Consider the following 20,642-nt stretch of genomic DNA (forward strand, 5'->3'; position numbering starts at 1 on the left):
CGATGCGCCTAGGCAGCCGAGCCAACACTGACGTGTGTCCTGTCGCGACGGAAATACTGGACACGATCCTCGTCCAGTACGATACCCAAACCCGGCCCTTGAGGTATCTGTAATTCAAAATTGCTGTATTTGAGTGGCTCTGCCAGAATTTCCTCGGTCAAGAGCAAAGGCCCGAACAACTCCGTGCCCCACTGCAACTGGTTGACGGTGGCAAACACATGAGCCGCCGCAATCGTGCCGATCGCCCCTTCCAGCATCGTGCCGCCATACAGCTCAATCCCCGCTGCTTCAGCAATGGCTGCAACCTGCAGGGCAGCCCGCAAACCGCCAGACTGTTCAATCTTGATTGCAAACACATCCGCTGCACCGTCTCGTGCCAGCGCAAAGGCCGAGGCCGGGCCAGTCAGGGACTCATCGGCCATCAAAGCAATCGGAAAGCGGCCTTTCAGCTCAGCCATCGCCTCGGCGCGTCGTACCGGCTGCTCCACCAAGGAGCAAGCTGCATCCACCAGACCAGCCAAACCATGCTGAGCCTGCAAGGGGCTCCAGGCCATGTTCACGTCCACACGCACTTCGGCGCGATCGCCCAACGCCTTCTTGATGGCAGCCACGTGCGCCACATCATCCTTGACGGGACGACGACCAATTTTGAGTTTGAAAATACGGTGACGTGCCTGGGCCAACATGCGCTCGGCCTCATCAATGTCCTTGGCGGTGTCACCCGACGCCAGTGTCCAGGCAACAGGCAGGCTGTCGCGCATGCGGCCGCCCAGCAGGTGCGAAACCGGCAGACCGGCACGCTTGCCCAGGGCATCAAACAGCGCCGTTTCCACCGCACTCTTGGCAAAACGGTTGTCCTGAATCGCCGTGTTCAGACGAGCCATGATGGCCGGCACCGCATTGGCATTGGCTCCCAGCAGCAAAGGGGTGAAATAGGTGTCGATGGCCAGCTTCATACCCTCGGGCGATTCCGCGCCATAGGCCAGACCACCGATGGTCGTACCCTCGCCCACCCCCACCGAACCGTCCGAGCAATACAAACGCACCAGCATCAAGGTCTGGCCTTGCATGGTCGTCATCGCCAATTGATGAGGTCGGATCGTGGGCAGATCCAGCAGCAAAGTCTCCACCCGCTCGATCAGGGCCGGCGCTGCTAATAGTTGAGAAGATTGCGTGTGTTCCATGCCTTGATTGAACACGAATCAGCCCTGCTCTTTCCAAGACTAAATAGGTCTAGTTCCATACCTTACAGGTATAGTTTCTGATATAAATATTAAAAATCAAGAATCTAAACTTCATCAATCCAGCCCAGGTATGGTTTTCCCTTATGGATCTACGCCAACTCAAGTACTTTGTCGCTGTAGCCGAAACCCGCAACTTCACCCGGGCGTCCGAACGCCTGCACATGGCCCAGCCACCGCTGAGCCGACAGATCCAACTGTTGGAAGAAGAACTGGGTGTGACCTTGCTGCTGCGCAATTCCCGACCTCTGCGGCTGACGGAGGCGGGGCGGGTGTTTTATGAACAGTCCTTGCAGATTCTGAGCCGGGTGGACCAACTCGTACACACCACTCGGCAGATCGGGCTGAATCAGCGCCAAACCCTGTCGATTGGCTTTGTCGCCTCCACCCTGTATGGCGGCCTGCCCGCGCTAATGCGCAAACTGCGCCATCAGTACCCGGAAGTCGACTTGCAAACCGTGGAGCTGACATCCATGCAGCAACTGGAGGCCTTGAAGTCAGGACGGATTGATGTGGGGTTCGGTCGAATACGGCTCAATGATGCGTCCGTGCAAAGAACGGTGTTGCGGGAAGAGCAACTGGCCCTGGCCATTCCCCCCAGCTCGGATCTGGCCAGTTCGGACAAGGCTGTGAGCTTGAAAAAAGTGCAAGGGCAAAAGTTGATTGTCTATCCCAAAGAGCCCAGGCCCAGCTTTGCCGATCACGTGCTGCACCTGCTGCACGACCACAGCGTGCGTCCGGCTGAAGTCTATGAAGCGGGGGAAATTCAAGCCGCCTTGGGGCTGGTGGCTGCCGATTCGGGACTGTGCCTGATTCCTACTTCGGCACGCCTGCGCAACGATCTGCACTATCGCTTGATCGAAGAAGCGCAGGCGACCTCACCGATTATTCTGACGCACAGGATAAATGATCAGGCCTGGTATATCGAGGCGATCAAAAGCCTGGTTGCCGACATGTAAAAGATGGTCACGCTGGGTCAAACAATCGGACTCAAGCTCACTAGAACGGCGATAAGCGCTAGCCCCCTTAGCGCTTGCAGACTTCCTGCCGCAGTTGCTCTGCCGACAGCTTGATCATTTTGCCGTTCTCCACCAGCACCACCGAGGTATTGGTTTGTATGGCCACAAAACGGGCCGACTGTGCAGCGCGTTCCAAGGCGGCCAAGGAAGCCCGCAAGTCCGGATTTTTTGCTTTGGAAATATCTTCTTTATTCATCTTTCTCTCCCCACTCCAGCAAGACTGGCACACTGCCCGCGTTATCGTATAAAACCCAGTCATCCACGGTGTCCCGATAATGATGCAGGAAGTTCTTCATGCCAGCCGCAAAGCGGCGACGAATGACGGCTTCGGGAATATTATGTCCACCTTGCCGAACCCGTTCTGCCACCCGTGCGATCGCCATCTCCGCATCGGGCAGACTTAAAAAATACAGACTGACTCTATAACCGAGTGCCTGCCACTGTTGAATATGGCGGACATACGCCTGGCCGGACAAGGTTGTCTCCAGCGCAAAACTCTCGCCCAGACGAACCGCTTCTTTGAGCTCGTCGAGCATCAGGCGTCCAGCTTTGATGGCAGCACTCTCTGGCGCAAACGGCGATAAGCCGGCCGCGATCAGGTCGGCATTGATAAAACGTGGCACCTCCGCCTCAACTGGAAGGAAAGAGCGCGCAAACGTCGTCTTGCCTGCCCCGTTCGGGCCAGCAATGATCAAAATCTTTTTGCTCTTGCCCGTCTCAGCGATGTTGCCAGACATAAATACACCTAAACAATGTCCTCATTGATTAGATTTGTATCATAGATTGGCGAAAAGGCCAGCCGGAAGCCCCCGGCGCAGCCTGCACGGCAGCAATAAACCCGGTTTCAGTGCGGCGGGCCGGCTTTCCGAAGGCAGCAGCCCCTCTTCAGAAAAGCCGGCGAAGCGACCTTTCGTTCAGCGCACGCCGCACTTGATTTAGGGGCGTTTTTTCAAGGGGCAGCTCTTTAGGCCAAGCATGGTGTACAACGGGCAAAACCCCACCAGACCCGTAATGAGCGGAATCAGACCCAGCCAGCCCCACCAACCAATCACGTTGGTCACTGCCAGGACGATCAACACCAGCCCGACAACGATACGAGCGATACGATCAAAACCACCTACATTGCTTTTCATGGCTCATCCTTTCAACACAAGAAACAAGAAAAAACGCGGCGGGCAATGACCTGCGTAACGGGCATTGTCACCCGCCCTGTTTTCTGCCGCCTACAGGCTCAGGGACAGAAAATATCTTTGAGGGTGCCAATCAGTCTGGCGACATTCGGGTCTTCAATTCGGTAGTACAGCGTCTGGGCCTGTCGTCTATAGCTGACCAAGCCCTCCTGCCGCATCCGAGCAAGATGCTGTGACAAAGCCGATGGGCTAAGTGCCACCATCTCGTTCAAGGCGCCCACACTCATCTCGCCTTGCTGAATTAACAAACACAAGATGACCAAGCGCTTAGGGTTGCCAACAGCCTGCAACAAGGCAGCAGCTTGTTGCGCGCTCTCTTGCAAAAGCTCAATGTCGGATTTGCGTTGGATCATGGTTTTGCGAAAGTTTCAGACTTGTTAATTTAGTTAATGCTTAATTTAGCATATACTCAATCAAAGAAGTTATTAAGGACGGCATTTTTCTTTTCTTCCATCCCAAAGGAGTGACCTATGAGTGAAACCAGCTACAAGCAGTTGACCCACACCATTTCCGGCAATCTGGCCCAGTTGCGTCAGACACAGCCCGAGGTCATGAAAGGCTTTGGAGACCTGGGCAAGGCGGCCATGGCAGGCGGGGTTGTTGATGCCAAAACCAAAGAACTGATCGCCTTGGCTATTGGTGTGGCCACCCGCTGCGAAGGATGCATAGGCTTTCATAGCAAGGCACTGGCGCAGATGAATGCCAGTCTGGAAGAAGTCCATGAAGCACTGGGGGTAGCGATTTACATGGGCGGTGGTCCCTCTGTCATGTATGCCGCCAATGCGGTGGCGGCTTTCAATGAGTTCAAGTCTTGAACCATAAACCAGGAGAACGGTAATGCCTAAACCCGCTGCTTTCGTATCGACGCTATTTCATGCACAGGGCAATCCCGACAAAGTGACCGTGGCTCTGACCATGGCGCTCAATGCCGTTCAGAAAGGACATAGCGCCTGCCTGATTCTGATGGCTGAAGGGGTCGCCCTGGGAGTACCCGGTGCCGCCGAACCTATCCATATTGGCGCGCCCTTTGAACCGGCCGCAGATCTATTAAAGAAGTATCTGGAGCAAGGTGGGCGCGTGGCCGTGTGCAAGTCCTGCATGCTGCATAACGGCCTGAGCGCCGAGCAGATGGACCCGCGTTTTGAGATTATTACCGCACCGGATGTGATCGACCTGCTGATGGGTGCGACCGGGTCTTTACAGATTTCCTGACCCACCGCATCGTCCAATGCAACGCAGGCCAAAACCCATTCTGTGTTTTGGCCTGTTCTTTCTTGAAGACAGGATATCGATATCACGTAGGGCAATCGTACGTGGCACCCTCGTTTTCTGGACCGGCCTTACACAAAGAAACGTACACCATCGATATCGCGGCACCCCGCAATCACGCAAGGGGCAAGCAAGCGACCTATCCGTCTATCAAGCCAAATGCGCCAGCAAGGCCTCCAGTAAAAAGAAGCTGGCGCAAGCCGACTCCACTAACTCCGACTGCCCCGGCGCAACCTGATAAAGATGCCCCACAAAACGCCCTGTCTCACTTAACTCGGGCGTCAGCAAGGCATCCAGATACAGGCGCGATTGCTCGTGCAGCCATTGTTGCTCCGGCAGAATCTGCCACAGCTCGACCATGGCCAAAATGTGGGCATGCCACGCTTTGCGTTTCAAGGCATTACGCCCAATCTGTATGTGAAGCACAGCTTCAACAACAGCAATATCGGTGAGCACTGAGAAGTGAGCGGAACGATATCGTTTTTGAACGGCAAGCCTCGCCCCACGTGCAGCAGAAAGGCTTTGCCATCACCCCTCCACAATTTGATGCAAGGGCTCATCGCCAAGCCATGGCGTGCCCAGCGGTCTTAGCCGTCAAGCGAATCGGAAAGGAAGAATAATCAGGTCTTGTTCTTGCGATCAAGACGCCCACAAGCATGCGACCATGAACTGCTTTGCAAGGCACACCGCGCTGCTTGCGGGGCGCTTATGCCAAGCGCAATGGTGTCCCCTGTGGCCCGATACCAAAAACCACACAAAGCGCCGCGCAAAAAACCCGCAGACCATCAGCCGGGATATAGTCGAGCAATCGATTTTCCTTAGCAGACAGACCACTTACCCCTTGGAGTCTTTCCCATGTTTGGCCAAGAAAAAGAAACCAGCTCTGACAGCAACTCTCAACACAGCGCTTTCCTGGAAGAAAAAGCCTTCCGCGCCCGCACAGTGCTGGTCTTTGGCACCATCACGGACAAACTCGCCTCGGAAACCGTGCGCAAGCTGCTGGCTCTGGATGCGGAGTCCACCGCCCCTATCACCATGATCGTGTCCTCGCCCGGCGGCCATCTGGAATCGGGCGATGCCATCCATGATGTAGTGCGTTTTATTTCCTCGCCTGTCACCATGGTCGGGACGGGTTGGGTCGGCAGTGCCGCTACCCACCTGTTCCTCGGTGCGGCTCGCGAGCGTCGTGTTTGCCTGCCCCAAACCCGTTTTCTGATTCACCAGCCCAGTGGTGGCGCCGGCGGTCAGGCCAGCGATATGGCCATTCAAGCGCAAGAAATCATGAAAGCGCGCGAACGTATCGCTCAAGTGATTGCCCGTGAAACCGGCCAGCCTATCGAGCGTGTACGTGACGATATCGAACGTGACAAATGGATGAGTGCCGAGGAAGCCATTGAATATGGCCTGATCTCGCGCATTATCGAACGCCGTAACGAGCTGCTGCCCTCTCAAGCGTAAACCCCTCCCCGCCCTGCGGGACGGGGAGTGCGTGTTGCGGACATTTCCTACCGCGATGCCGTATCAGGCCCCTCGCCCACACACCAGGATGCTCTACAGACTCAGGTATCCTGGCCGCGAACCCTGCCCCTCATCAAGCAGCCCCGTGAGGACACGTTGAAATTTGGTGCCTTATAGCTGACACAGACCTCATCAGGCCGCTGTGTATTTTATAATATACTTTTGCCCATGCGCGCCCTGGGTCCTCGTCTCGTTTGTCGCAAGCTCGGAGTCTGGCAAATTCTGTTTTGCCTGGCTGTGCTGGCTTACGTGGGTCGCGCCTTTATCCCGGTCGGCTATATGCCTGCCAGTCCGTCCCACAGCAAGGGCTTTGCCATTACCTTTTGTACGGCAAGCCATTCCACCCCTACGCTCTGGATTGATCTGCCCGACCAAGAGGGCCAGGCAGACCCCGACACGCCTCACCCTGAGCAGGACTGCCCCTTTGGCATGGCGGTTTCTGCCGCTTTACTGCCTGCCCTGGATGCACCGGCCCTACACAATCTGATGCGGTATCGGGCCGTGTTGCTGGACGATACGCATCGGGCCTGGTCGCCGTTACTGGCACAAGGCCCGCCCTTAGGCTCACGCGCCCCACCCTTTTAGCCTCGCCGATGGTTTCCCCGTTCCGTGACGGTTTGCACTTTTCTATCCAGCCGAGGTTTTTAATGTCGATTTTTTCCACGTCTTCCCGTGCCATTGCGGGCATGGCAGCGATGCTGTTCGCTTCGGGCGCTGTTGCCCACATTTCACTGCTCACCGAGCAAGCCCCCGTGGGCAGCAGCTATAAGGCCATTCTGACGGTTCCGCATGGCTGCAAAGGCTCTGCCACCACCAAAATCCGTGTCCGTGTTCCCGACGGTGTAGTGGGCGTCAAACCCCAGCCCAAGGCCGGTTGGACACTGGAAACCGTGAAGGGTGATTACACGCAAAGCTACACCCGTTGGGGCGCCAAAGTCAGCTCGGGGGTCCAGGAAGTGATTTGGGCTGGTGGCCCATTGCCAGACGATCATTACGACGAATTTGTCTTCATCAGCTATTTGAGCGACGAACTCCAACCCAACAGCACGCTCCATTTCCCGGTCGTTCAGGAATGTGAGCAAGGACTGGAGCGCTGGATCGATCAGACTGAGTCCGGTTCACGACCGACAAAAGATCATTCGGACGCCCCCGCGCCGGCATTGCAGCTATTGCCCAAACCGTAAGCCCAGGTAGCGGATGCGAACGGATCGGGCGCATCCGCCTGAAGGAGAATTTTATGCAAACGCAAACTCAGCAAGGGCGTGCAGGCGGGCTTGCCTTGGTCTCAGGGCTGATGGTGCTGCTCTTGCTGTTGGTCTGGTCGCCCGTACTGCATGCTCATGCAGCCCTGGTGGATAGCAAACCCGCCAGCGGCACGATTCTGATGCAGGCCCCGCAAACCGCCAGTTTGCGCTTCAATGAGCCCGTGGCACCCTTGCTGCTCAAATTAATTCGCCCTGACGGCACCGTCGAGACGCTCACGAACGTCGTCACACACGAACAGAGACTGGAGCTGGCCTTGCCAACCTTGTCGGCCAAAGGCAACTACGGCCTGAGCTGGCGGGTGATTTCCGCCGACGGCCACCCCGTTGGCGGAATCCTGACGTTTTCCATTGGCACACCAGGCACCAATCTGACGTCCACACCCCACAGCCATCCCCTGCGAAATGGTCTGATCTGGCTGGCCCGATTCGTGGCTTATGTGAGTCTGTTCACAGGGATAGGAGGGCTGGTCTACCAAACGCTGAGCCCGACGCCCCAGGGGGCATTTGCCCGTCATCGACACTGGCTTCCCGTTCTGTTCGCCGTGGGCGCCACTGCCTTGTTGCTGACTCTGGGCCTGGTGGGTATCGATGCCCTGGATTTGCCGCTCTCTGCACTGTTACAGCCCCAGCCCTGGACAGCCGGTGTATCCAGCTCCATGGGCCTGGCAGTGCTGCTGGGCTGGATGGCTCTGATTGGTGCGGCCCTTTCCTGGAAAGCAGTCTGGACCACTGCCCAGCCATGGCTGGCCGTCGCGGCCCTCGTTCTATTGGGAGCCTCGCTGGCTTCCAGCGGCCATGCCAGTACAGCCAGTCCCACTTGGCTCTCGCGGCCCAGCGTCTGGCTCCATGGAGTGGCACTGACACTGTGGGTGGGCTCCTTCCTGCCGCTGGTCTGTGCGCTCAGGCACGACAAACCGCCCCACCTGTTAAGGTGGTTCTCGCACTGGATTCCCCGCATCTTGCTGGTGCTGACCCTAAGCGGCGTGGCCTTGATCTACGTGCAATTCGATCAGCTCGCCTCGCTCTGGGAAAGCCGATATGGTCAGGTCCTGATCGCCAAGCTGGTTCTGGTCGCGTTTTTGCTGGCCCTGGGTGCATACAACCGCTATCGCTTGAGCCCGGCCGTGATGCAAAAGCGCGAAGGAGCGCGCTACGCCCTGCAAAGAGTGATCCGTCTGGAATACGCGCTGGCCGTGCTGATCCTGGCCGTCGTCGCCTTGTGGCGTTTTACCCCACCTCCCCGGTCCCTGGCCCAGTGGGTCGCGCCCGGCATTGCCAGTCATATCCGAACCGAAACAGGCATGGCGGATCTGGTGTATCTCCCAGCCACGGCTACCTCCCGACCCACCCTGACCATCACCTTGCACCAGCCCGGTTTCATCCCCCTTCAAGCCCAAGAGGTCGAGGTGACGTTCAGCAACCCGCAGGCCGGTATCGCCTCCATTACTTTTCCGGCTGCCCCTACCTTGCAGGGCCAGTGGCTGGTCAACCCGATTGAACTGCCTCATCTGGCCAGTTGGAATATTCGCATTCAGGTATTGGTCTCTGACTTTGAACGCATCAATCTGGACGGCACGTTGAATCTGCAGACGCACTGAACCGCGCTCCGCCCATGTGCCATTTCCAGCGGGACTGCACAAACGCACATAGCCAAGAATCTCGCACTGCCCTTCGCGCCAGCAAATCCAGTATCTTGAGGGCGGCCAAGGCCGCCACCCTAGCGCTTAGGGCAGACTGAGCTTGTTCATCACAGCTAGGGAACTGACCCAGTATGACCCCGTCTGGCCAGCCCTACGCTCGCGGGGCTAGCAACCTGTATCTTATTGGGATGATCGGGCAGAATATCGCGTACCTGATTGCTGTGTACTTGGTACCATCAAGTCTCTCCCTGACCGCAATCCGCGTTGAAGGACCTCTTTACGGTCGCGCATGAATACCATAAAGTGATGAAACAAAAAACCAGGCATCATTTTTAACGATGGAGAAGTCGGTATGGAAATGCGCCAGTTACAGATTTTTTGTGCTGTGGCCGAACAGGGCAGCTTTACCGCTGCCGCCCAGAAAGTACATACTGTGCAGTCCAATGTCACCATGCGGGTCAAGGAGCTGGAGGCCGAGCTGGGGCAGCAACTGTTCATACGCCAGAAAAGCGGGGTGGTACTCACAGCGGCGGGGCGTACTTTTCTAACGTACGCCCAGCGGATCTTGCAACTGACCAATGAAAGCCGCGCCGCCTTGCAGGACACGGGCACGCCACGCGGTCTGCTACGCCTGGGCTCCATGGAAACTACAGCTGCCATACGCTTGCCGCCATTACTGATTCAGTACCGCGAACGCTATCCCCAGGTTCAATTGTCCTTGCAAACCGGCACCACGGCCGAACTCATCAAAGCGATTGAAAGTCACCAATTGGACGGCGCCTTTGTAGGCGGACTCCATCACAATCCTGCCTTGTCACAAGAAGAAGTCTTTGAAGAGGAACTGGTTCTGCTCAGCAGCAAGGCCATCCCCTCCCTCTCTGAGCTCATCGAACAGATCACCCAGCAAACCGTGCTGGTCTTTAGGACCGGGTGCTTTTACCGCTCTACGCTGGAACACTGGCTCCATCAAGCCGGCCTGGTCCCCGATCAGATCATGGAAATGGGCACCCTGGACGGCATTCTGTCCTGCGTGGCCTCGGGCATGGGCATCAGCTTACTACCGAAGGCGATTGCCCAAACCCGCAGCATGCACCTGCCTATCCAATGTCATGAGCTGCCGCCGCAGGTAGCCCGGGTGAAAACCGTGTTCATCCGTCGTTCGGATACCCTACCCAGCTCGGCTCTACGCAGTTTTCTCGCCCTGGCGCACACACAGTTCGCCCAATTACCCAAATCAATGCAAGACCAGGCCGAACGCCTCGATTAGCCCCACCAGTCCCAAGGCTGAGCCTGCGCAGCCTTCCCACAACCATCTGCCCGTAAAGCCTCAGGACAGGCCCCGTGCCAGTTCCGCCACGCGCTCTGCAGCCGGCATAATACGATGGATTTTGCCCACCCCCTGACCGGCATACAAAGACAGTTTCCTGGCCACGCTGTCCTGATCAATCGCCCTGGCACCGCCCCCGATCAGACGCAACAGATTCCACCTGTCCCGGTTGGGTATCACCCGATGCGGCGTCCCATAGGGCCAGCCAAAGGAGTAACCAGTGCGATACTCCGTATCGTCCGTACCTGCCTCCAGAATTCTGTGTTTGTAGAGTGGGTGCGCATTGGATTCCTCGCTGGCCAAAAAAGCAGTACCTGCCAGCACCCCCGACGCGCCCAGGCTCATGGCAGCCCGCACATCCTGACTTGTCGTGATGCCGCCCGCCGCCAGAACGGGACAACCGTGTGCAACGTCAATAATCGCAGGCAGCAAGGACATCAAGCCCACCGTGCCACGATTCAAATGCCCTCCACTCTCACTGCCCTGGGCAACCACAATATCGGCTCCCTGTGCAATCGCTTGACGGGCTAGAGCCACCGTGCCGGTTTGCACCATGACGATCATGCCCGCATCTTTGGCGCGGGCAATCAGGTCGGCACCAGCATCCTCGGCATAAAACAAAGACAATAGTCGGGGCCGCTCCTGAAGAATCACCTGAAACTGGGCCTCAAACACAGCCGGTCCACCAAACTGGGGCACGATATTGACACCAAACGGTCTGTCGGTCAGACCTCTGGTTTCCCGCAGCCACTCGCGCAGCACCTTGGGAGCCAGACGCAAGCCTCCCAACACTCCCACCCCGCCCGCATTTGCTACCGCGGCCACCAGTTTAGGCCCCGAAATCGCGGCCATGCCCGCCAGAACAATCGGATACGCTACCCCGCACATGTCTGTGATGACATTGCCTGCAAAAGTCTGTTTTGTATCACCCATGATTCACAACTCCACCTGTCTGCCCAACATGCGGCGCAAGGTCTGATTCTTCAGCACAAGGTGGTTTCTGAACGCGCCAAACAGATGTAGAGCAAGCCCGGCCACAAAAGCCGTCGCCCCAATGTTGAACAAAGCGTCCAGCACCGCCTTGAGCGGCTTGCTCGGGCCGATCGGAGCCGGGAGCATCAAGCCACCGGGCAGCTCAATTCCCACGCCGGCCGCTGCGCGGGACAGCCAGACGGCTAGCGGCAGCAGCACCATCGCCAATGCCAGGGCGGTGGCCACCGAGCGGGACACAATCACTTGTACCGGCGTGGGCGAGCCCAAGGGTAAAGGATGAGGCGAGCTCACCCTGGCCCAGAATCGATAAGCCGAGATCAGAAAGAGCATCAGCCCCAACAGATTCTGTATCGGCTCCAGTCGGGCAGACGAGGCCTGGGCCGCGGTTCGGGCCATTGCCACCTCCAACCCCAGGATAGACAGCAGTAAGGCTGCGACCAGCCAGTGCAGCACAATCGTAATGGGCGAGAACCTGAGTCCGTTGTCGCGCAACTGCATGACGACCTCCTTGAAAAAGCACTGAAGACCCTCTCCTGTCCTAGCACACACACCGTAAGCCGGGCGATACGCGTGAGTGCTGGCCAATGCCGCGCGGCTTGCAAAGAAGTGAGCGACGGGCCCGCCAAGGCCCTTGCTCTGGAACGGGTCACCGTCCGCACGCCGCTAAGATAGACACGATCAATCATCAAGTAAAATGATAAAACCTGATAGGACCAATCTTTATTTATGATTTATTTAATCTTTATACCCTGTCATGAGGCGACGGCCAACGAGTCAGGCGTCACCGCATCTATCGCCCAGGTTTAACTGGCATAAGCCACGGTCCTGACGAGTAACGCCTCGGCTCATCGCAAGCCTGCGTTGAACGTAGTGCTTGTTATTCACTATTAATGATTTATAAATTCATTATTCATCATTTTACATGATTCTTATAGTCACCTATCTTAGGAGTTGCTAATGCTGCTTTACAACGCCCCCTCCAAGAGACTGACTGCATGACTCATCCTGTCGCCCTTATTGACCACTACATCAACGGCCAGCGCGTGCCGGGCACCTCTGGCCGTCATCTGGACGTCTGCAATCCCGCCACCGGCGCCGTTAGCGCTCAGGTCGTCTTGGCCACCGCTGCCGAGGTGGATAAGGCAGTTCAGGCCGCTGCAAGCGCCTTCCCCGGCTGGGCGGACACCCCACCTATCCGCCGCGCCCGAATCCTGTTTAAGTTTTTGCAACTGCTGAACGAGCATAAGGACAAGTTGGCCCACCTGATTACCGCCGAGCATGGCAAGGTCTTCAGCGATGCCCAAGGTGAAGTGGCTCGCGGCATTGAAATCGTGGAGTTCGCCTGCGGCATCCCGCAACTGCTGAAAGGCGATTACACCGAACAGGTATCAAGCCATATCGATAACTGGACGGTACGCCAAGCTCTGGGCGTCGTGGCGGGTGTGACCCCGTTCAACTTTCCCGTCATGGTGCCCATGTGGATGTTTCCGCTGGCCATTGCCGCCGGAAACACCTTTGTTCTCAAACCCAGTCCGATCGACCCCAGTCCCTCGCTCTTGATCGCCCAGTTGTTCAAACAGGCGGGTCTGCCCGATGGGGTATTCAATGTGGTGCAAGGCGACAAGGAAGCGGTTGACGCGCTGCTGGAACACCCGCTGGTGCAGGCCATCAGCTTTGTAGGCTCGACGCCGATCGCCCACGCCATTTACGAAGCGGGCGCTCGTCATGGCAAACGAGTGCAGGCGCTGGGTGGTGCCAAAAACCATATGGTGGTGATGCCCGATGCCGATATCGATCAGGCGGTGGACGCACTGATCGGTGCCGGCTTCGGTTCGGCGGGCGAGCGCTGCATGGCCATCAGCGTAGCCATATTGGTGGGGGATGTGGCCGACCGGCTCATCCCCAAACTCGTCGAGCGCACGCAAGCCTTGAAGGTGCTAAATGGCGAAAACCCGGCCGCCGAAATGGGCCCCCTCATAAGCCGTGCCGCTTACGAACGCATTGCCCACTACATCGCACTGGGCGTACAGGAAGGTGCCCGACTACTGGTCGACGGCCGCCACTTTCAAGGCAGTGAAGCGGGACCAGGCTGCGAGGACGGCTTCTGGATGGGCGGCACCTTATTCGACGGTCTGACTCCTGAGATGCGTATTTACCAAGAGGAAATCTTCGGGCCGGTACTGGGCTGCATGCGGGTGGCGAACCTTGAGCAAGCCATAGAACGGGTCAATGCCCACGCGTTCGGCAATGGCGTAGCCTGCTTTACGCGCGACGGTCATGTAGCCCGCGAGTTCGCGCGCCGCATTCAAGTCGGCATGGTGGGAATTAATGTGCCTTTGCCTGTGCCAATGGCCTGGCACGGCTTTGGCGGCTGGAAAAAGAGCCTGTATGGCGATATGCATGCGTATGGAGAAGAAGGGGTGCGCTTTTACACCCGGCAAAAATCCATCATGCAGCGCTGGCCGGAACGCATCGCCAAAGGCGCGCAATTTGTCATGCCCACTACGCAATGAGCACCACAGCCACCTTTTAGGGTTCAACAAGCGAACGCCCCATGCGTTCCGTGGCTGCCACCGACTTTGCCGTCCCTCTCCCCTGCCCCTGCATATGCTGACTGACGATCAACGCGACCTCATCAAGACCACCGCTTGCCTATTGGAAACAGGTGGTGACGCCCTGGCCATCCATCTGTATGCCTTGTTGCTGCGTACCTGCCCCCTTGCAGAATCCCAGGCCACCTGGACCAGCAAGCTGCATAAGGCCCTGCCCGTCCTGCCTGAGCTCGATCCCATGACAAGCACCTGTCTGCTACAGGCCATACAGGATGTACTGAATCCTAGTGTGGGCGAGGACACCGTGCTTGGACGGTGGACGTCTGCCCGCCAACAACTGGCTGATCTACTCATTCAAGCCCAGCTTGCCAGCGATGCGTAGTCCGTCGTGGGCATGCGGGTCAGGGCCAGGGCGCAGGGAGCAAGGGTCACGCAAAGGCAGGTATACTCGCCCAGGTCATATTGTCAAAAACCGTCTTTATGATCGAGGGGCCCTGGGAAGCGGGCTGAAAAACTGCCTGTCCCTGTTGCTAAGCAGAGTGACCGGCTGAGCTTGATCCGGGTCATGCCAGCAAAGGAACGGATCGCTATCTGCTCGCCGCTTGATCAAGGAAGGCCATCCTTGACCTGGAGTTGCTATCTTGTCCGCTGATCCCGCTTCCCCTGCCACGGGACCGGTTCCCGCCACCCTGGCCGCCGTCGTTCATCAAGACCGAATTTTACTGATACGCCGCGCCAACCGGCCCGATGCTGGGCGCTGGGCATTCCCGGGCGGCAAAATCCGTCCCGGTGAAACCATTCATGCCGCCGCGCATCGTGAACTGCGCGAAGAAACTGGGGTACAGGGTCAGGCCCTGCACATCTTTGATGCCCTGGATGTGTTTGACCGCGAACCCAGCCCCACCCCGCCAAGCTATCCACATTTCATTCTTATCGCTGTTCTCTTTCAGTGGCAGTCGGGTAGCGCTCAAGCCGCCGATGACGCACTGGACGCGCGCTGGTTCACCGAGGCCGAGCTGGACGCGCTGGAGGTGGCACACAGCCTTGATGTACGTGGCCTCGCGCGCCGCGCATTGGCACTGGCTGCCTCCTGCCGCACTGCCTGACCGACACTGAGCCTCTGCAGCGCCGGTCTACCCGCTTCTAAGACGCAGGCTAATTATTCCTATAATCCGGAATGGCTTGCGATCGGGTGCCCATCCCTTTTTCTTTTCATCGCCGACGCCAAACATGAGCGTTTTGTCATGTTTGACTCATGATCCGCCTTAAGCCTTGCGAACAATCCGTTTTTTTAAATGGATGTCATTGCCTGTTTCTAAAAAATGGAAAGTCATATGTGGAATTGCTTATTGATTGAAGATGACCGCGACAACGCCCGCTATTTGGTAAATGGTTTGTCCGAACTGGGCTACTCGGTTGTCGCTAGTCACGACGGCGTATCCGGTTTGGAAAATGCCATGAAAGAGATATGGGACGTCATTATTCTGGATCGCATGCTTCCCAATCATGTAGATGGCCTCTCTATTCTTTTCACCTTGCGATCATTAGGAAAAAAAGTCCCCGTTCTGGTATTGAGTGCTTTATCAGGAGTGGACGACAAAGTGGATGGTTTAAAAGCGGGCGGCGATGATTATTTAATCAAGCCTTTTTCCTTTCAGGAGCTGGCTGCCCGCTTGCATGCCCTGATCCGCCGCAGCACAGATAATGCAGAAATCAGAAGTGTGCAGATTGATGATCTGGTGATGAACATTCGTACACAGACAATCACCCGCGCAGGGGTCGTGCTGGAGCTGCAACCGCGCGAAGTCAAACTCCTGTCCTACCTGATGATGAACAGTCACAAAATCCTGACCCGCACCATGCTGCTGGAAGTGGTCTGGGGTTACAACTTCGACCCGCAATCGAATGTGGTGGATGTGCTGGTCAGCCGCCTGCGGCGTAAAGTGGACAGGGAAGGCATTCCACCTCTGATTCATACGATACGCGGTCGCGGCTATGTACTCAGCGACAAGGCTAGCGTTGACGGGATCAGGCTGAAACGCAGCGATGATTGAGCTCCTGAAACGGCTCTGGGAGTCCACCTCGTTTCGGCTGACGCTCAACTACAGCATACTGGCCATCTTCACCACCTTGTTTCTGATCGGTTTTTTCTACGTTCAGGTCTTTGGTGCCTTGCGCGACGAGCACTTGCGCCAGATCAGCGTTGCAGTGCAGCGGCTGAGCATTGCCTATGAAGTAGGTGGACGCGAAGAGGTCTTGCGCATGATCGAACTGACCTTGTCGGACCGGATTGATTCGGGGCAGGAAATCTACCTGCTGCTCGATGAGAACAAGCACACACTGGTGGGCAATATCCACGCGATCCCAGGCCTGAACGAACTGCCCGAGCAACAGGTGGTGGAAGTTCAGATCAAGCATATCGATGCCCTGTCTGAAGGAAATGTTCGCGTCACCAAATTGGCTGGCGGAGAAACTCTGGTAGTTGGGCACGAACTGGGCACCCTGAACGAGCTGCGTGCCATGCTGAGCCGCATCATCCTCACCTCCATGATGCTCGCCTTGATGCTGGTGATTCTGGGCGCCTACGTCTTTAGCAGCGAACTGAAATACCGCATCGGCCGCATCCGTGTGCTGACGGAGCAAGTAGGTGCAGGCGACATCTCCAAGCGTATCAGTTCCGAAAGCGAGGATATCTTTGGCCTGATCCACCACGACATCAACCGCATGCTGGACAAGATTGAAAGCCTGATGCAAAGCGCCCGCCATATCTCCGATACCGTAGCCCACAATATTCGCACGCCACTGACCCGAATCGTTGGCAAGCTGCGCGAGACCCGTAACCTGCCCGGCGTCCCGGCACCCGTCCAGCAGGCCCAACAGGAAGCCATTGAAGAAGTGGAGAAGCTGAGCGTACTGCTGGGCAAGCTGCTGCAGATTGCAGAACTGAATGCCGGAGTCCACCGACAAAGCTTTAAAGCCTGCAACCTGGAGCAGATTGCGGAGGACGTTCTGGATCTGTACCAGTTTATTGCGGAAGAAAAAGGGGTCAGACTGCACAAAAAGAGAATTGATGCCGTCACCCTGAATGGTGATAGCAATCTTTTAGCCAGTGCCTTGGCCAATATCGTGGACAACGCAATTAAATATGCCAGAAAAAACGTTAACGTCGGCATCGAAAGAAAAATCGGCCATCTTGTTGTGATTAGTGTTGAAGATGATGGCCCCGGTTTACCCGAAAGTGAATACGAGAACGTGGGCAAATATTTCTACCGCTACCATCATGACAGCGAAGGATTTGGATTGGGATTAAGCAGTGTTTCGGCCATCGTTGAATTACATCGCGGCGAACTGATTTTCTCAAAAGGAGAATCCGGCCTGAAAGTTACCATTGCGCTTCCCGCCCCCTCTTTTGCACAACCGCCAACATGACCAAAAGGTAATGAAACTGTCACCCTAAGCAAACTTCTGCTCCGCTAAGCTAGCCTCATTTTTAAACGCTCTTTTTCAGGAGTTATAAAAATCATGCGTGCTTTACGGAAATGGGGAGGGTCATGAGCAGACAAAAATATTACTCAGTCGGGCTGATGGTGGGGGTGGGCGTCTTGACGGTTCTGATGGGACAGAAATACTCCCTGGGCAGCCTGGCCCGCATGGGGCCGGGATACTTCCCGTTTCTGCTGGGTATCGTGATGATCGCGCTGGGCGCGCTGTACCTGTTTGTCGAGACCGCCTCGCACGACGAGGAGCAGGAAGAAGATTACGGCCCACCGCAATGGCGAGGCTGGCTGGCCATTGTGGGTGGCATCATCGCCTTCATTATCCTGGGCCGCTACGGCGGACTGGTTCCCGCCACCTTCGCCCTGGTGTTCATCTCGGCCATGGGCGACAAAGAGCACTCCTGGCTCACCGCTTTGCTGCTGTCCGTGTTTGTAACGCTGCTGGGTGTGCTTATTTTCTCCTGGGGGCTGGAGCTGCAATTTCCCCTGTTCACGTGGGGCTAGGCATGGACATTCTCTCTAACCTGATGCACGGCTTTGGCGTTGCCTTTCAACTGGATAACCTGATGTGGGCCGTCTTTGGCGTGTTCATGGGGAACCTGATCGGTGTTTTGCCCGGCATGGGCGTACTGGCCGCCATCTCCATCCTGCTGCCCCTGACCTACGCCATGACGCCCACGGCTGCCCTGATTATGCTGGCCGGAATTTACTATGGTTCCCAATACGGCGGCGGCATCACCTCCATCATGCTCAACCTGCCCGGAACCGCCTCACACGCGGTGGCCTGTTTGGATGGCAATCCCATGGCCCGCAACGGCAAGGCCGGCTCAGCCCTGTTCATGTTGATGTTGTCCTCCTTTTTTGGAGCCACGATCGGCATTTTGGCCATGATCCTGTTCTCGCCAGCCCTGGTCAATGTGGCCTTCAAGTTCGGCCCTGCCGAATATTTTTCCATGATGATGCTGGGACTGCTGGCCGGGGCCACCTTGGCGAAAGGCTCGGCCATCAAAGGCGTGGCCATGGTGGTCATGGGGCTGATCTTTGGCGTGGTAGGGACGGACGTAAACAGCGGTGTGTCGCGCTTTGACCTCAATATTCCGGAGCTGCAGGACGGCTTGCAGATTGTGGCACTGGCCATGGGTCTGTTCGGTATTGCGGACTTCCTCAAGAACATCAACCGGATCCATAGCGGCCATACCAAGGCTATTGGTAAAGTCTCCACCCGCTCCCTGCGCCCGGAAAAAGGCGACATCAAGCAGTCCAAGGGCGCTTTGGTTCGCGGCACGGCCATTGGCGCTGCCTTCGGAATCCTGCCCGGCACAGGCCCGACCATTGCCTCCTTTATTGCCTATGCCACGGAAAAGAAAATCGCCAAGAAACCTGAGCGTTTTGGACGGGGTGCGATTGAAGGCATTGCGTCGCCCGAAGCCGCCACCAGTGCCTCGACCCAAACCAGCTTCATTCCTACCCTGAGCCTGGGCATTCCTGGCGATCCGGTCATGGCCTTGATGCTGGGGGCACTGATCATTCATGGCATCCAGCCCGGCCCACAAATGGTGGTCGAACACGCCGATATGTTCTGGGGCCTGATTGCCAGCTTCTGGGTGGGCAACATCCTGCTGCTGATCCTGAACCTGCCCCTGATCGGGATGTGGGTGCGTCTGCTGTCTGTACCTTTCAAGTACCTGTACCCCGCTGCCCTGTTCTTTGTGTGCGTGGGCGTCTATAGCACCAACAACAACCTGTTCGATGTCAACATCGTGCTGCTGTTTGGCATTCTGGGGTACGGCTTCATGCGCCTGCGCTTTGAAGCTGCCCCCTTGCTGCTGGGCTTTGTCTTGGGGCCGATGGTAGAAGAGAACTTCCGCCGGGCCCTGCTGCTGTCCCGCGGCGACCCCATGATCTTTCTGGAGCGCCCGATCAGCATGGTCTTTATCATCGCCTGCATCTTGCTGATACTGGGACTGAGTTACTCGTTCTGGCGCGCGAACCGTCAGAAAAAATGGGGGGGTCTGGCCAAAGCATCCTAGTGGAGCCAAGCCCGCTCACAAGGCAACTGCGACAAACACAAAGCGGGGCGACCACGCCCGGCTTTGTTAGCATGCTCCCCAAGGAAAACCGGACAGCCTCTAGTCTGGCCCCGTCCACCCAAACGGCAGGCTAAAGCACGGTAGGATTGGGCGCATCGCCATACACGTCCTGCGGATCAAAGGTCTTGGTCGACTCAATAAACACCAGTTTCTGGCCCTTGCGGTGCGCCGCTCCTACCGGTACCTGCCGATAAAAACAGGAGTAGTAGCCTACGTGGCAACTGGCTCCTGAACCGGCTACCCGCACGCGCAGCAGTACGGCATCCTGGTCGTCATCGATGCGCATCTCCTCTACTGCCTGCACCAGTCCACTACTCGCCCCTTTATGCCAGAGCGTCTGGCGCGACCGGCTCCAGTAATGGGCCTCGCCCGTCTGTATGGTTTTTTCCAAGGCTTCCCGATTCATGTACCCCAACATCAGGACCTCCCCGTTCTTCGCATCTGTAGTGATGCAGGCAATCAGGCCCTGTTCGTCAAATTTGGGCGCCAGCTCCTCGCCCTCTTCCACCTGTTCCACTGACACTCGAGGGCGCATCTGCACCATGGGGGTGTCGTCCAGTCCGCATTCTTTTCCTGCTGTTTTCACGTTTTCTCCTTGTCATGGGGGGAGCCGGGGCGATACGTGCAATCGGGATTCAGGCAAGGCCCATACAAGACGTGGCTATGAGCCAGAACTTGAAAGCCCCGCTCTTGAGCAATCGCTTGTTGGCGCTGTTCGATCACCTCGTCATGAAACTCCTGCACGCGACCGCAGTCCGTGCAAATAAGGTGATCATGGTGTTCGCCATCATCCCGCTCATACAGAGCCCGGCCGGGCTCAAAATAAACCTGCTTTAAGAGGCCTGCCTGCTGCAATTGCGTCAGCACGCGATACACAGTGGCCAAGCCAATTTCACTGCCTTGCCGGATCAACTGACGATACACATCGTCCGCCGTCAAATGACCCATGCCGGGGGTCTGGAAAATCTCAAGAATTTGGATACGGGCTGCGGTCACCTTCAGACCACGCTCTTTAAGCTCTTTTGAATCCGTCATGGCGTA

At 56.9% G+C, this 20,642-nt stretch carries 25 protein-coding genes; 15 read left to right on the forward strand and 10 right to left on the reverse strand.

The genetic code is table 11. The features are described 5' to 3' along the window. Positions 1-8: 8 nt before the first annotated feature. Positions 9-1,184 carry a muconate/chloromuconate family cycloisomerase gene (locus tag V6936_RS06140; RefSeq protein ID WP_193353489.1) on the reverse strand — a complete coding sequence of 392 codons (1,176 nt, stop codon included), beginning with the start codon at positions 1,182-1,184 and terminating at the stop codon, positions 9-11. Positions 1,185-1,327: 143 nt separating this feature from the next. Between V6936_RS06140 and V6936_RS06145 the strand changes: the two genes are divergently transcribed. After that, positions 1,328-2,200 (forward strand): LysR family transcriptional regulator, encoded by an 873-nt coding sequence (locus V6936_RS06145; protein WP_003801232.1) that lies wholly within the window; start codon positions 1,328-1,330, stop codon positions 2,198-2,200. Positions 2,201-2,267: 67 nt separating this feature from the next. Here V6936_RS06145 and V6936_RS06150 read toward each other — a convergent pair whose 3' ends face one another. The 4 genes from V6936_RS06150 to V6936_RS06165 all read right to left on the reverse strand — a co-directional run bounded on the left by V6936_RS06150 (position 2,268) and on the right by V6936_RS06165 (position 3,803). After that, on the reverse strand, positions 2,268-2,456 hold the full coding sequence (locus V6936_RS06150; RefSeq protein WP_003801236.1) for a hypothetical protein: 189 nt from the start codon (positions 2,454-2,456) through the stop codon (positions 2,268-2,270). After that, positions 2,449-2,997 (reverse strand): zeta toxin family protein, encoded by a 549-nt coding sequence (locus V6936_RS06155; RefSeq protein ID WP_003801238.1) that lies wholly within the window; start codon positions 2,995-2,997, stop codon positions 2,449-2,451. The genes V6936_RS06150 and V6936_RS06155 overlap by 8 nt, the downstream gene beginning before the upstream one ends. A 198-nt stretch (positions 2,998-3,195) precedes the next feature. Beyond that, the gene (locus V6936_RS06160) at positions 3,196-3,393 is read right to left on the reverse strand and encodes a YgaP family membrane protein (RefSeq protein WP_336579584.1); all 198 of its coding nucleotides are present in this window, start codon (positions 3,391-3,393) and stop codon (positions 3,196-3,198) included. Positions 3,394-3,491: 98 nt separating this feature from the next. After that, positions 3,492-3,803, reverse strand: coding sequence for an ArsR/SmtB family transcription factor (locus V6936_RS06165; RefSeq protein ID WP_003801242.1), 312 nt, complete (start codon positions 3,801-3,803; stop codon positions 3,492-3,494). 117 nt (positions 3,804-3,920) lie between these two features. On the opposite strand from V6936_RS06165, the gene V6936_RS06170 reads away from it, so the two are divergent. Then, positions 3,921-4,265 (forward strand): carboxymuconolactone decarboxylase family protein, encoded by a 345-nt coding sequence (locus V6936_RS06170; protein WP_131071645.1) that lies wholly within the window; start codon positions 3,921-3,923, stop codon positions 4,263-4,265. 22 nt (positions 4,266-4,287) lie between these two features. Next, positions 4,288-4,662, forward strand: coding sequence for a DsrE family protein (locus V6936_RS06175; protein ID WP_003801247.1), 375 nt, complete (start codon positions 4,288-4,290; stop codon positions 4,660-4,662). A gap of 207 nt (positions 4,663-4,869) precedes the next feature. Here the strand turns inward: V6936_RS06175 and V6936_RS06180 are convergent, their stop codons facing one another. Further along, positions 4,870-5,115, reverse strand: a complete 246-nt coding sequence (locus V6936_RS06180) for a hypothetical protein (protein ID WP_165477556.1) — start codon at positions 5,113-5,115, stop codon at positions 4,870-4,872. Positions 5,116-5,574: 459 nt separating this feature from the next. Between V6936_RS06180 and V6936_RS06185 the strand changes: the two genes are divergently transcribed. The 5 genes from V6936_RS06185 (at position 5,575) to V6936_RS06205 (ending at position 10,409) form a co-directional block, all read left to right on the forward strand. Continuing rightward, complete coding sequence (locus V6936_RS06185) at positions 5,575-6,177, forward strand: ATP-dependent Clp protease proteolytic subunit (RefSeq protein ID WP_131071644.1); 603 nt, start codon at positions 5,575-5,577, stop codon at positions 6,175-6,177. 228 nt (positions 6,178-6,405) lie between these two features. Beyond that, on the forward strand, positions 6,406-6,822 hold the full coding sequence (locus tag V6936_RS06190) for a DUF2946 family protein (RefSeq protein ID WP_336579585.1): 417 nt from the start codon (positions 6,406-6,408) through the stop codon (positions 6,820-6,822). A gap of 62 nt (positions 6,823-6,884) precedes the next feature. Further along, positions 6,885-7,421 (forward strand): YcnI family copper-binding membrane protein, encoded by a 537-nt coding sequence (locus V6936_RS06195; RefSeq protein ID WP_003801280.1) that lies wholly within the window; start codon positions 6,885-6,887, stop codon positions 7,419-7,421. Positions 7,422-7,474: 53 nt separating this feature from the next. Next, a complete protein-coding gene (locus tag V6936_RS06200; RefSeq protein WP_131071642.1) occupies positions 7,475-9,100 on the forward strand; it encodes a copper resistance CopC/CopD family protein in 1,626 nt (541 codons plus the stop codon). 394 nt (positions 9,101-9,494) lie between these two features. Next, on the forward strand, positions 9,495-10,409 hold the full coding sequence (locus tag V6936_RS06205; RefSeq protein WP_059317728.1) for a LysR family transcriptional regulator: 915 nt from the start codon (positions 9,495-9,497) through the stop codon (positions 10,407-10,409). 60 nt (positions 10,410-10,469) lie between these two features. Here V6936_RS06205 and V6936_RS06210 read toward each other — a convergent pair whose 3' ends face one another. Beyond that, a complete protein-coding gene (locus V6936_RS06210; RefSeq protein WP_003801290.1) occupies positions 10,470-11,402 on the reverse strand; it encodes an NAD(P)H-dependent flavin oxidoreductase in 933 nt (310 codons plus the stop codon). Positions 11,403-11,405: 3 nt separating this feature from the next. Further along, complete coding sequence (locus V6936_RS06215; protein ID WP_059317729.1) at positions 11,406-11,960, reverse strand: cytochrome b; 555 nt, start codon at positions 11,958-11,960, stop codon at positions 11,406-11,408. A 497-nt stretch (positions 11,961-12,457) separates the two neighbouring features. On the opposite strand from V6936_RS06215, the gene V6936_RS06220 reads away from it, so the two are divergent. From V6936_RS06220 to V6936_RS06250, 7 genes are all read left to right on the forward strand, one after another. Then, positions 12,458-13,975 (forward strand): CoA-acylating methylmalonate-semialdehyde dehydrogenase, encoded by a 1,518-nt coding sequence (locus V6936_RS06220; RefSeq protein WP_301607292.1) that lies wholly within the window; start codon positions 12,458-12,460, stop codon positions 13,973-13,975. 94 nt (positions 13,976-14,069) lie between these two features. Continuing rightward, a complete protein-coding gene (locus V6936_RS06225; protein WP_336579586.1) occupies positions 14,070-14,396 on the forward strand; it encodes a hypothetical protein in 327 nt (108 codons plus the stop codon). 259 nt (positions 14,397-14,655) lie between these two features. Further along, entirely contained in the window at positions 14,656-15,120 is a 465-nt protein-coding gene (locus V6936_RS06230; RefSeq protein ID WP_003801299.1) for an NUDIX hydrolase, read from the forward strand. A gap of 228 nt (positions 15,121-15,348) precedes the next feature. Beyond that, entirely contained in the window at positions 15,349-16,068 is a 720-nt protein-coding gene (locus V6936_RS06235) for a response regulator transcription factor (protein WP_336579707.1), read from the forward strand. Further along, positions 16,061-17,443, forward strand: coding sequence for a sensor histidine kinase (locus V6936_RS06240; protein ID WP_336579587.1), 1,383 nt, complete (start codon positions 16,061-16,063; stop codon positions 17,441-17,443). Before V6936_RS06235 ends, V6936_RS06240 begins: the two co-directional genes overlap by 8 nt. 122 nt (positions 17,444-17,565) lie before the next feature. Further along, positions 17,566-18,015 (forward strand): tripartite tricarboxylate transporter TctB family protein, encoded by a 450-nt coding sequence (locus V6936_RS06245; protein WP_081050018.1) that lies wholly within the window; start codon positions 17,566-17,568, stop codon positions 18,013-18,015. Between the two features lie 2 nt (positions 18,016-18,017). Beyond that, a complete protein-coding gene (locus V6936_RS06250; protein WP_003801306.1) occupies positions 18,018-19,541 on the forward strand; it encodes a tripartite tricarboxylate transporter permease in 1,524 nt (507 codons plus the stop codon). 130 nt (positions 19,542-19,671) lie between these two features. On the opposite strand, the gene hisI is transcribed toward V6936_RS06250, so the two are convergent. Both hisI and fur read right to left on the reverse strand, forming a co-directional pair. Continuing rightward, entirely contained in the window at positions 19,672-20,187 is a 516-nt protein-coding gene (hisI, locus tag V6936_RS06255; RefSeq protein WP_003801308.1) for a phosphoribosyl-AMP cyclohydrolase, read from the reverse strand. After that, positions 20,184-20,636, reverse strand: a complete 453-nt coding sequence (fur, locus tag V6936_RS06260; RefSeq protein WP_003801310.1) for a ferric iron uptake transcriptional regulator — start codon at positions 20,634-20,636, stop codon at positions 20,184-20,186. Before fur ends, hisI begins: the two co-directional genes overlap by 4 nt. Positions 20,637-20,642: the final 6 nt, after the last annotated feature.

Source organism: Alcaligenes sp. CHO6, assembly GCF_037120595.1.
In the GTDB taxonomy this organism is placed as follows: domain Bacteria; phylum Pseudomonadota; class Gammaproteobacteria; order Burkholderiales; family Burkholderiaceae_B; genus Alcaligenes; species Alcaligenes ammonioxydans.

What these genes read in the sequence shown, in the direction of transcription:
- V6936_RS06140 (WP_193353489.1), bottom strand. Translation starts at nt 1,184, where the DNA reads ATGGAACACACGCAATCTTCTCAACTATTAGCAGCGCCGGCCCTGATC.
- V6936_RS06145 (WP_003801232.1), top strand. Translation starts at nt 1,328, where the DNA reads ATGGATCTACGCCAACTCAAGTACTTTGTCGCTGTAGCCGAAACCCGC.
- V6936_RS06150 (WP_003801236.1), bottom strand. Translation starts at nt 2,456, where the DNA reads ATGAATAAAGAAGATATTTCCAAAGCAAAAAATCCGGACTTGCGGGCT.
- V6936_RS06155 (WP_003801238.1), bottom strand. Translation starts at nt 2,997, where the DNA reads ATGTCTGGCAACATCGCTGAGACGGGCAAGAGCAAAAAGATTTTGATC.
- V6936_RS06160 (WP_336579584.1), bottom strand. Translation starts at nt 3,393, where the DNA reads ATGAAAAGCAATGTAGGTGGTTTTGATCGTATCGCTCGTATCGTTGTC.
- V6936_RS06165 (WP_003801242.1), bottom strand. Translation starts at nt 3,803, where the DNA reads ATGATCCAACGCAAATCCGACATTGAGCTTTTGCAAGAGAGCGCGCAA.
- V6936_RS06170 (WP_131071645.1), top strand. Translation starts at nt 3,921, where the DNA reads ATGAGTGAAACCAGCTACAAGCAGTTGACCCACACCATTTCCGGCAAT.
- V6936_RS06175 (WP_003801247.1), top strand. Translation starts at nt 4,288, where the DNA reads ATGCCTAAACCCGCTGCTTTCGTATCGACGCTATTTCATGCACAGGGC.
- V6936_RS06185 (WP_131071644.1), top strand. Translation starts at nt 5,575, where the DNA reads ATGTTTGGCCAAGAAAAAGAAACCAGCTCTGACAGCAACTCTCAACAC.
- V6936_RS06190 (WP_336579585.1), top strand. Translation starts at nt 6,406, where the DNA reads ATGCGCGCCCTGGGTCCTCGTCTCGTTTGTCGCAAGCTCGGAGTCTGG.
- V6936_RS06195 (WP_003801280.1), top strand. Translation starts at nt 6,885, where the DNA reads ATGTCGATTTTTTCCACGTCTTCCCGTGCCATTGCGGGCATGGCAGCG.
- V6936_RS06200 (WP_131071642.1), top strand. Translation starts at nt 7,475, where the DNA reads ATGCAAACGCAAACTCAGCAAGGGCGTGCAGGCGGGCTTGCCTTGGTC.
- V6936_RS06205 (WP_059317728.1), top strand. Translation starts at nt 9,495, where the DNA reads ATGGAAATGCGCCAGTTACAGATTTTTTGTGCTGTGGCCGAACAGGGC.
- V6936_RS06210 (WP_003801290.1), bottom strand. Translation starts at nt 11,402, where the DNA reads ATGGGTGATACAAAACAGACTTTTGCAGGCAATGTCATCACAGACATG.
- V6936_RS06215 (WP_059317729.1), bottom strand. Translation starts at nt 11,960, where the DNA reads ATGCAGTTGCGCGACAACGGACTCAGGTTCTCGCCCATTACGATTGTG.
- V6936_RS06220 (WP_301607292.1), top strand. Translation starts at nt 12,458, where the DNA reads ATGACTCATCCTGTCGCCCTTATTGACCACTACATCAACGGCCAGCGC.
- V6936_RS06225 (WP_336579586.1), top strand. Translation starts at nt 14,070, where the DNA reads ATGCTGACTGACGATCAACGCGACCTCATCAAGACCACCGCTTGCCTA.
- V6936_RS06235 (WP_336579707.1), top strand. Translation starts at nt 15,349, where the DNA reads ATGTGGAATTGCTTATTGATTGAAGATGACCGCGACAACGCCCGCTAT.
- V6936_RS06240 (WP_336579587.1), top strand. Translation starts at nt 16,061, where the DNA reads ATGATTGAGCTCCTGAAACGGCTCTGGGAGTCCACCTCGTTTCGGCTG.
- V6936_RS06245 (WP_081050018.1), top strand. Translation starts at nt 17,566, where the DNA reads ATGAGCAGACAAAAATATTACTCAGTCGGGCTGATGGTGGGGGTGGGC.
- V6936_RS06250 (WP_003801306.1), top strand. Translation starts at nt 18,018, where the DNA reads ATGGACATTCTCTCTAACCTGATGCACGGCTTTGGCGTTGCCTTTCAA.
- fur (WP_003801310.1), bottom strand. Translation starts at nt 20,636, where the DNA reads ATGACGGATTCAAAAGAGCTTAAAGAGCGTGGTCTGAAGGTGACCGCA.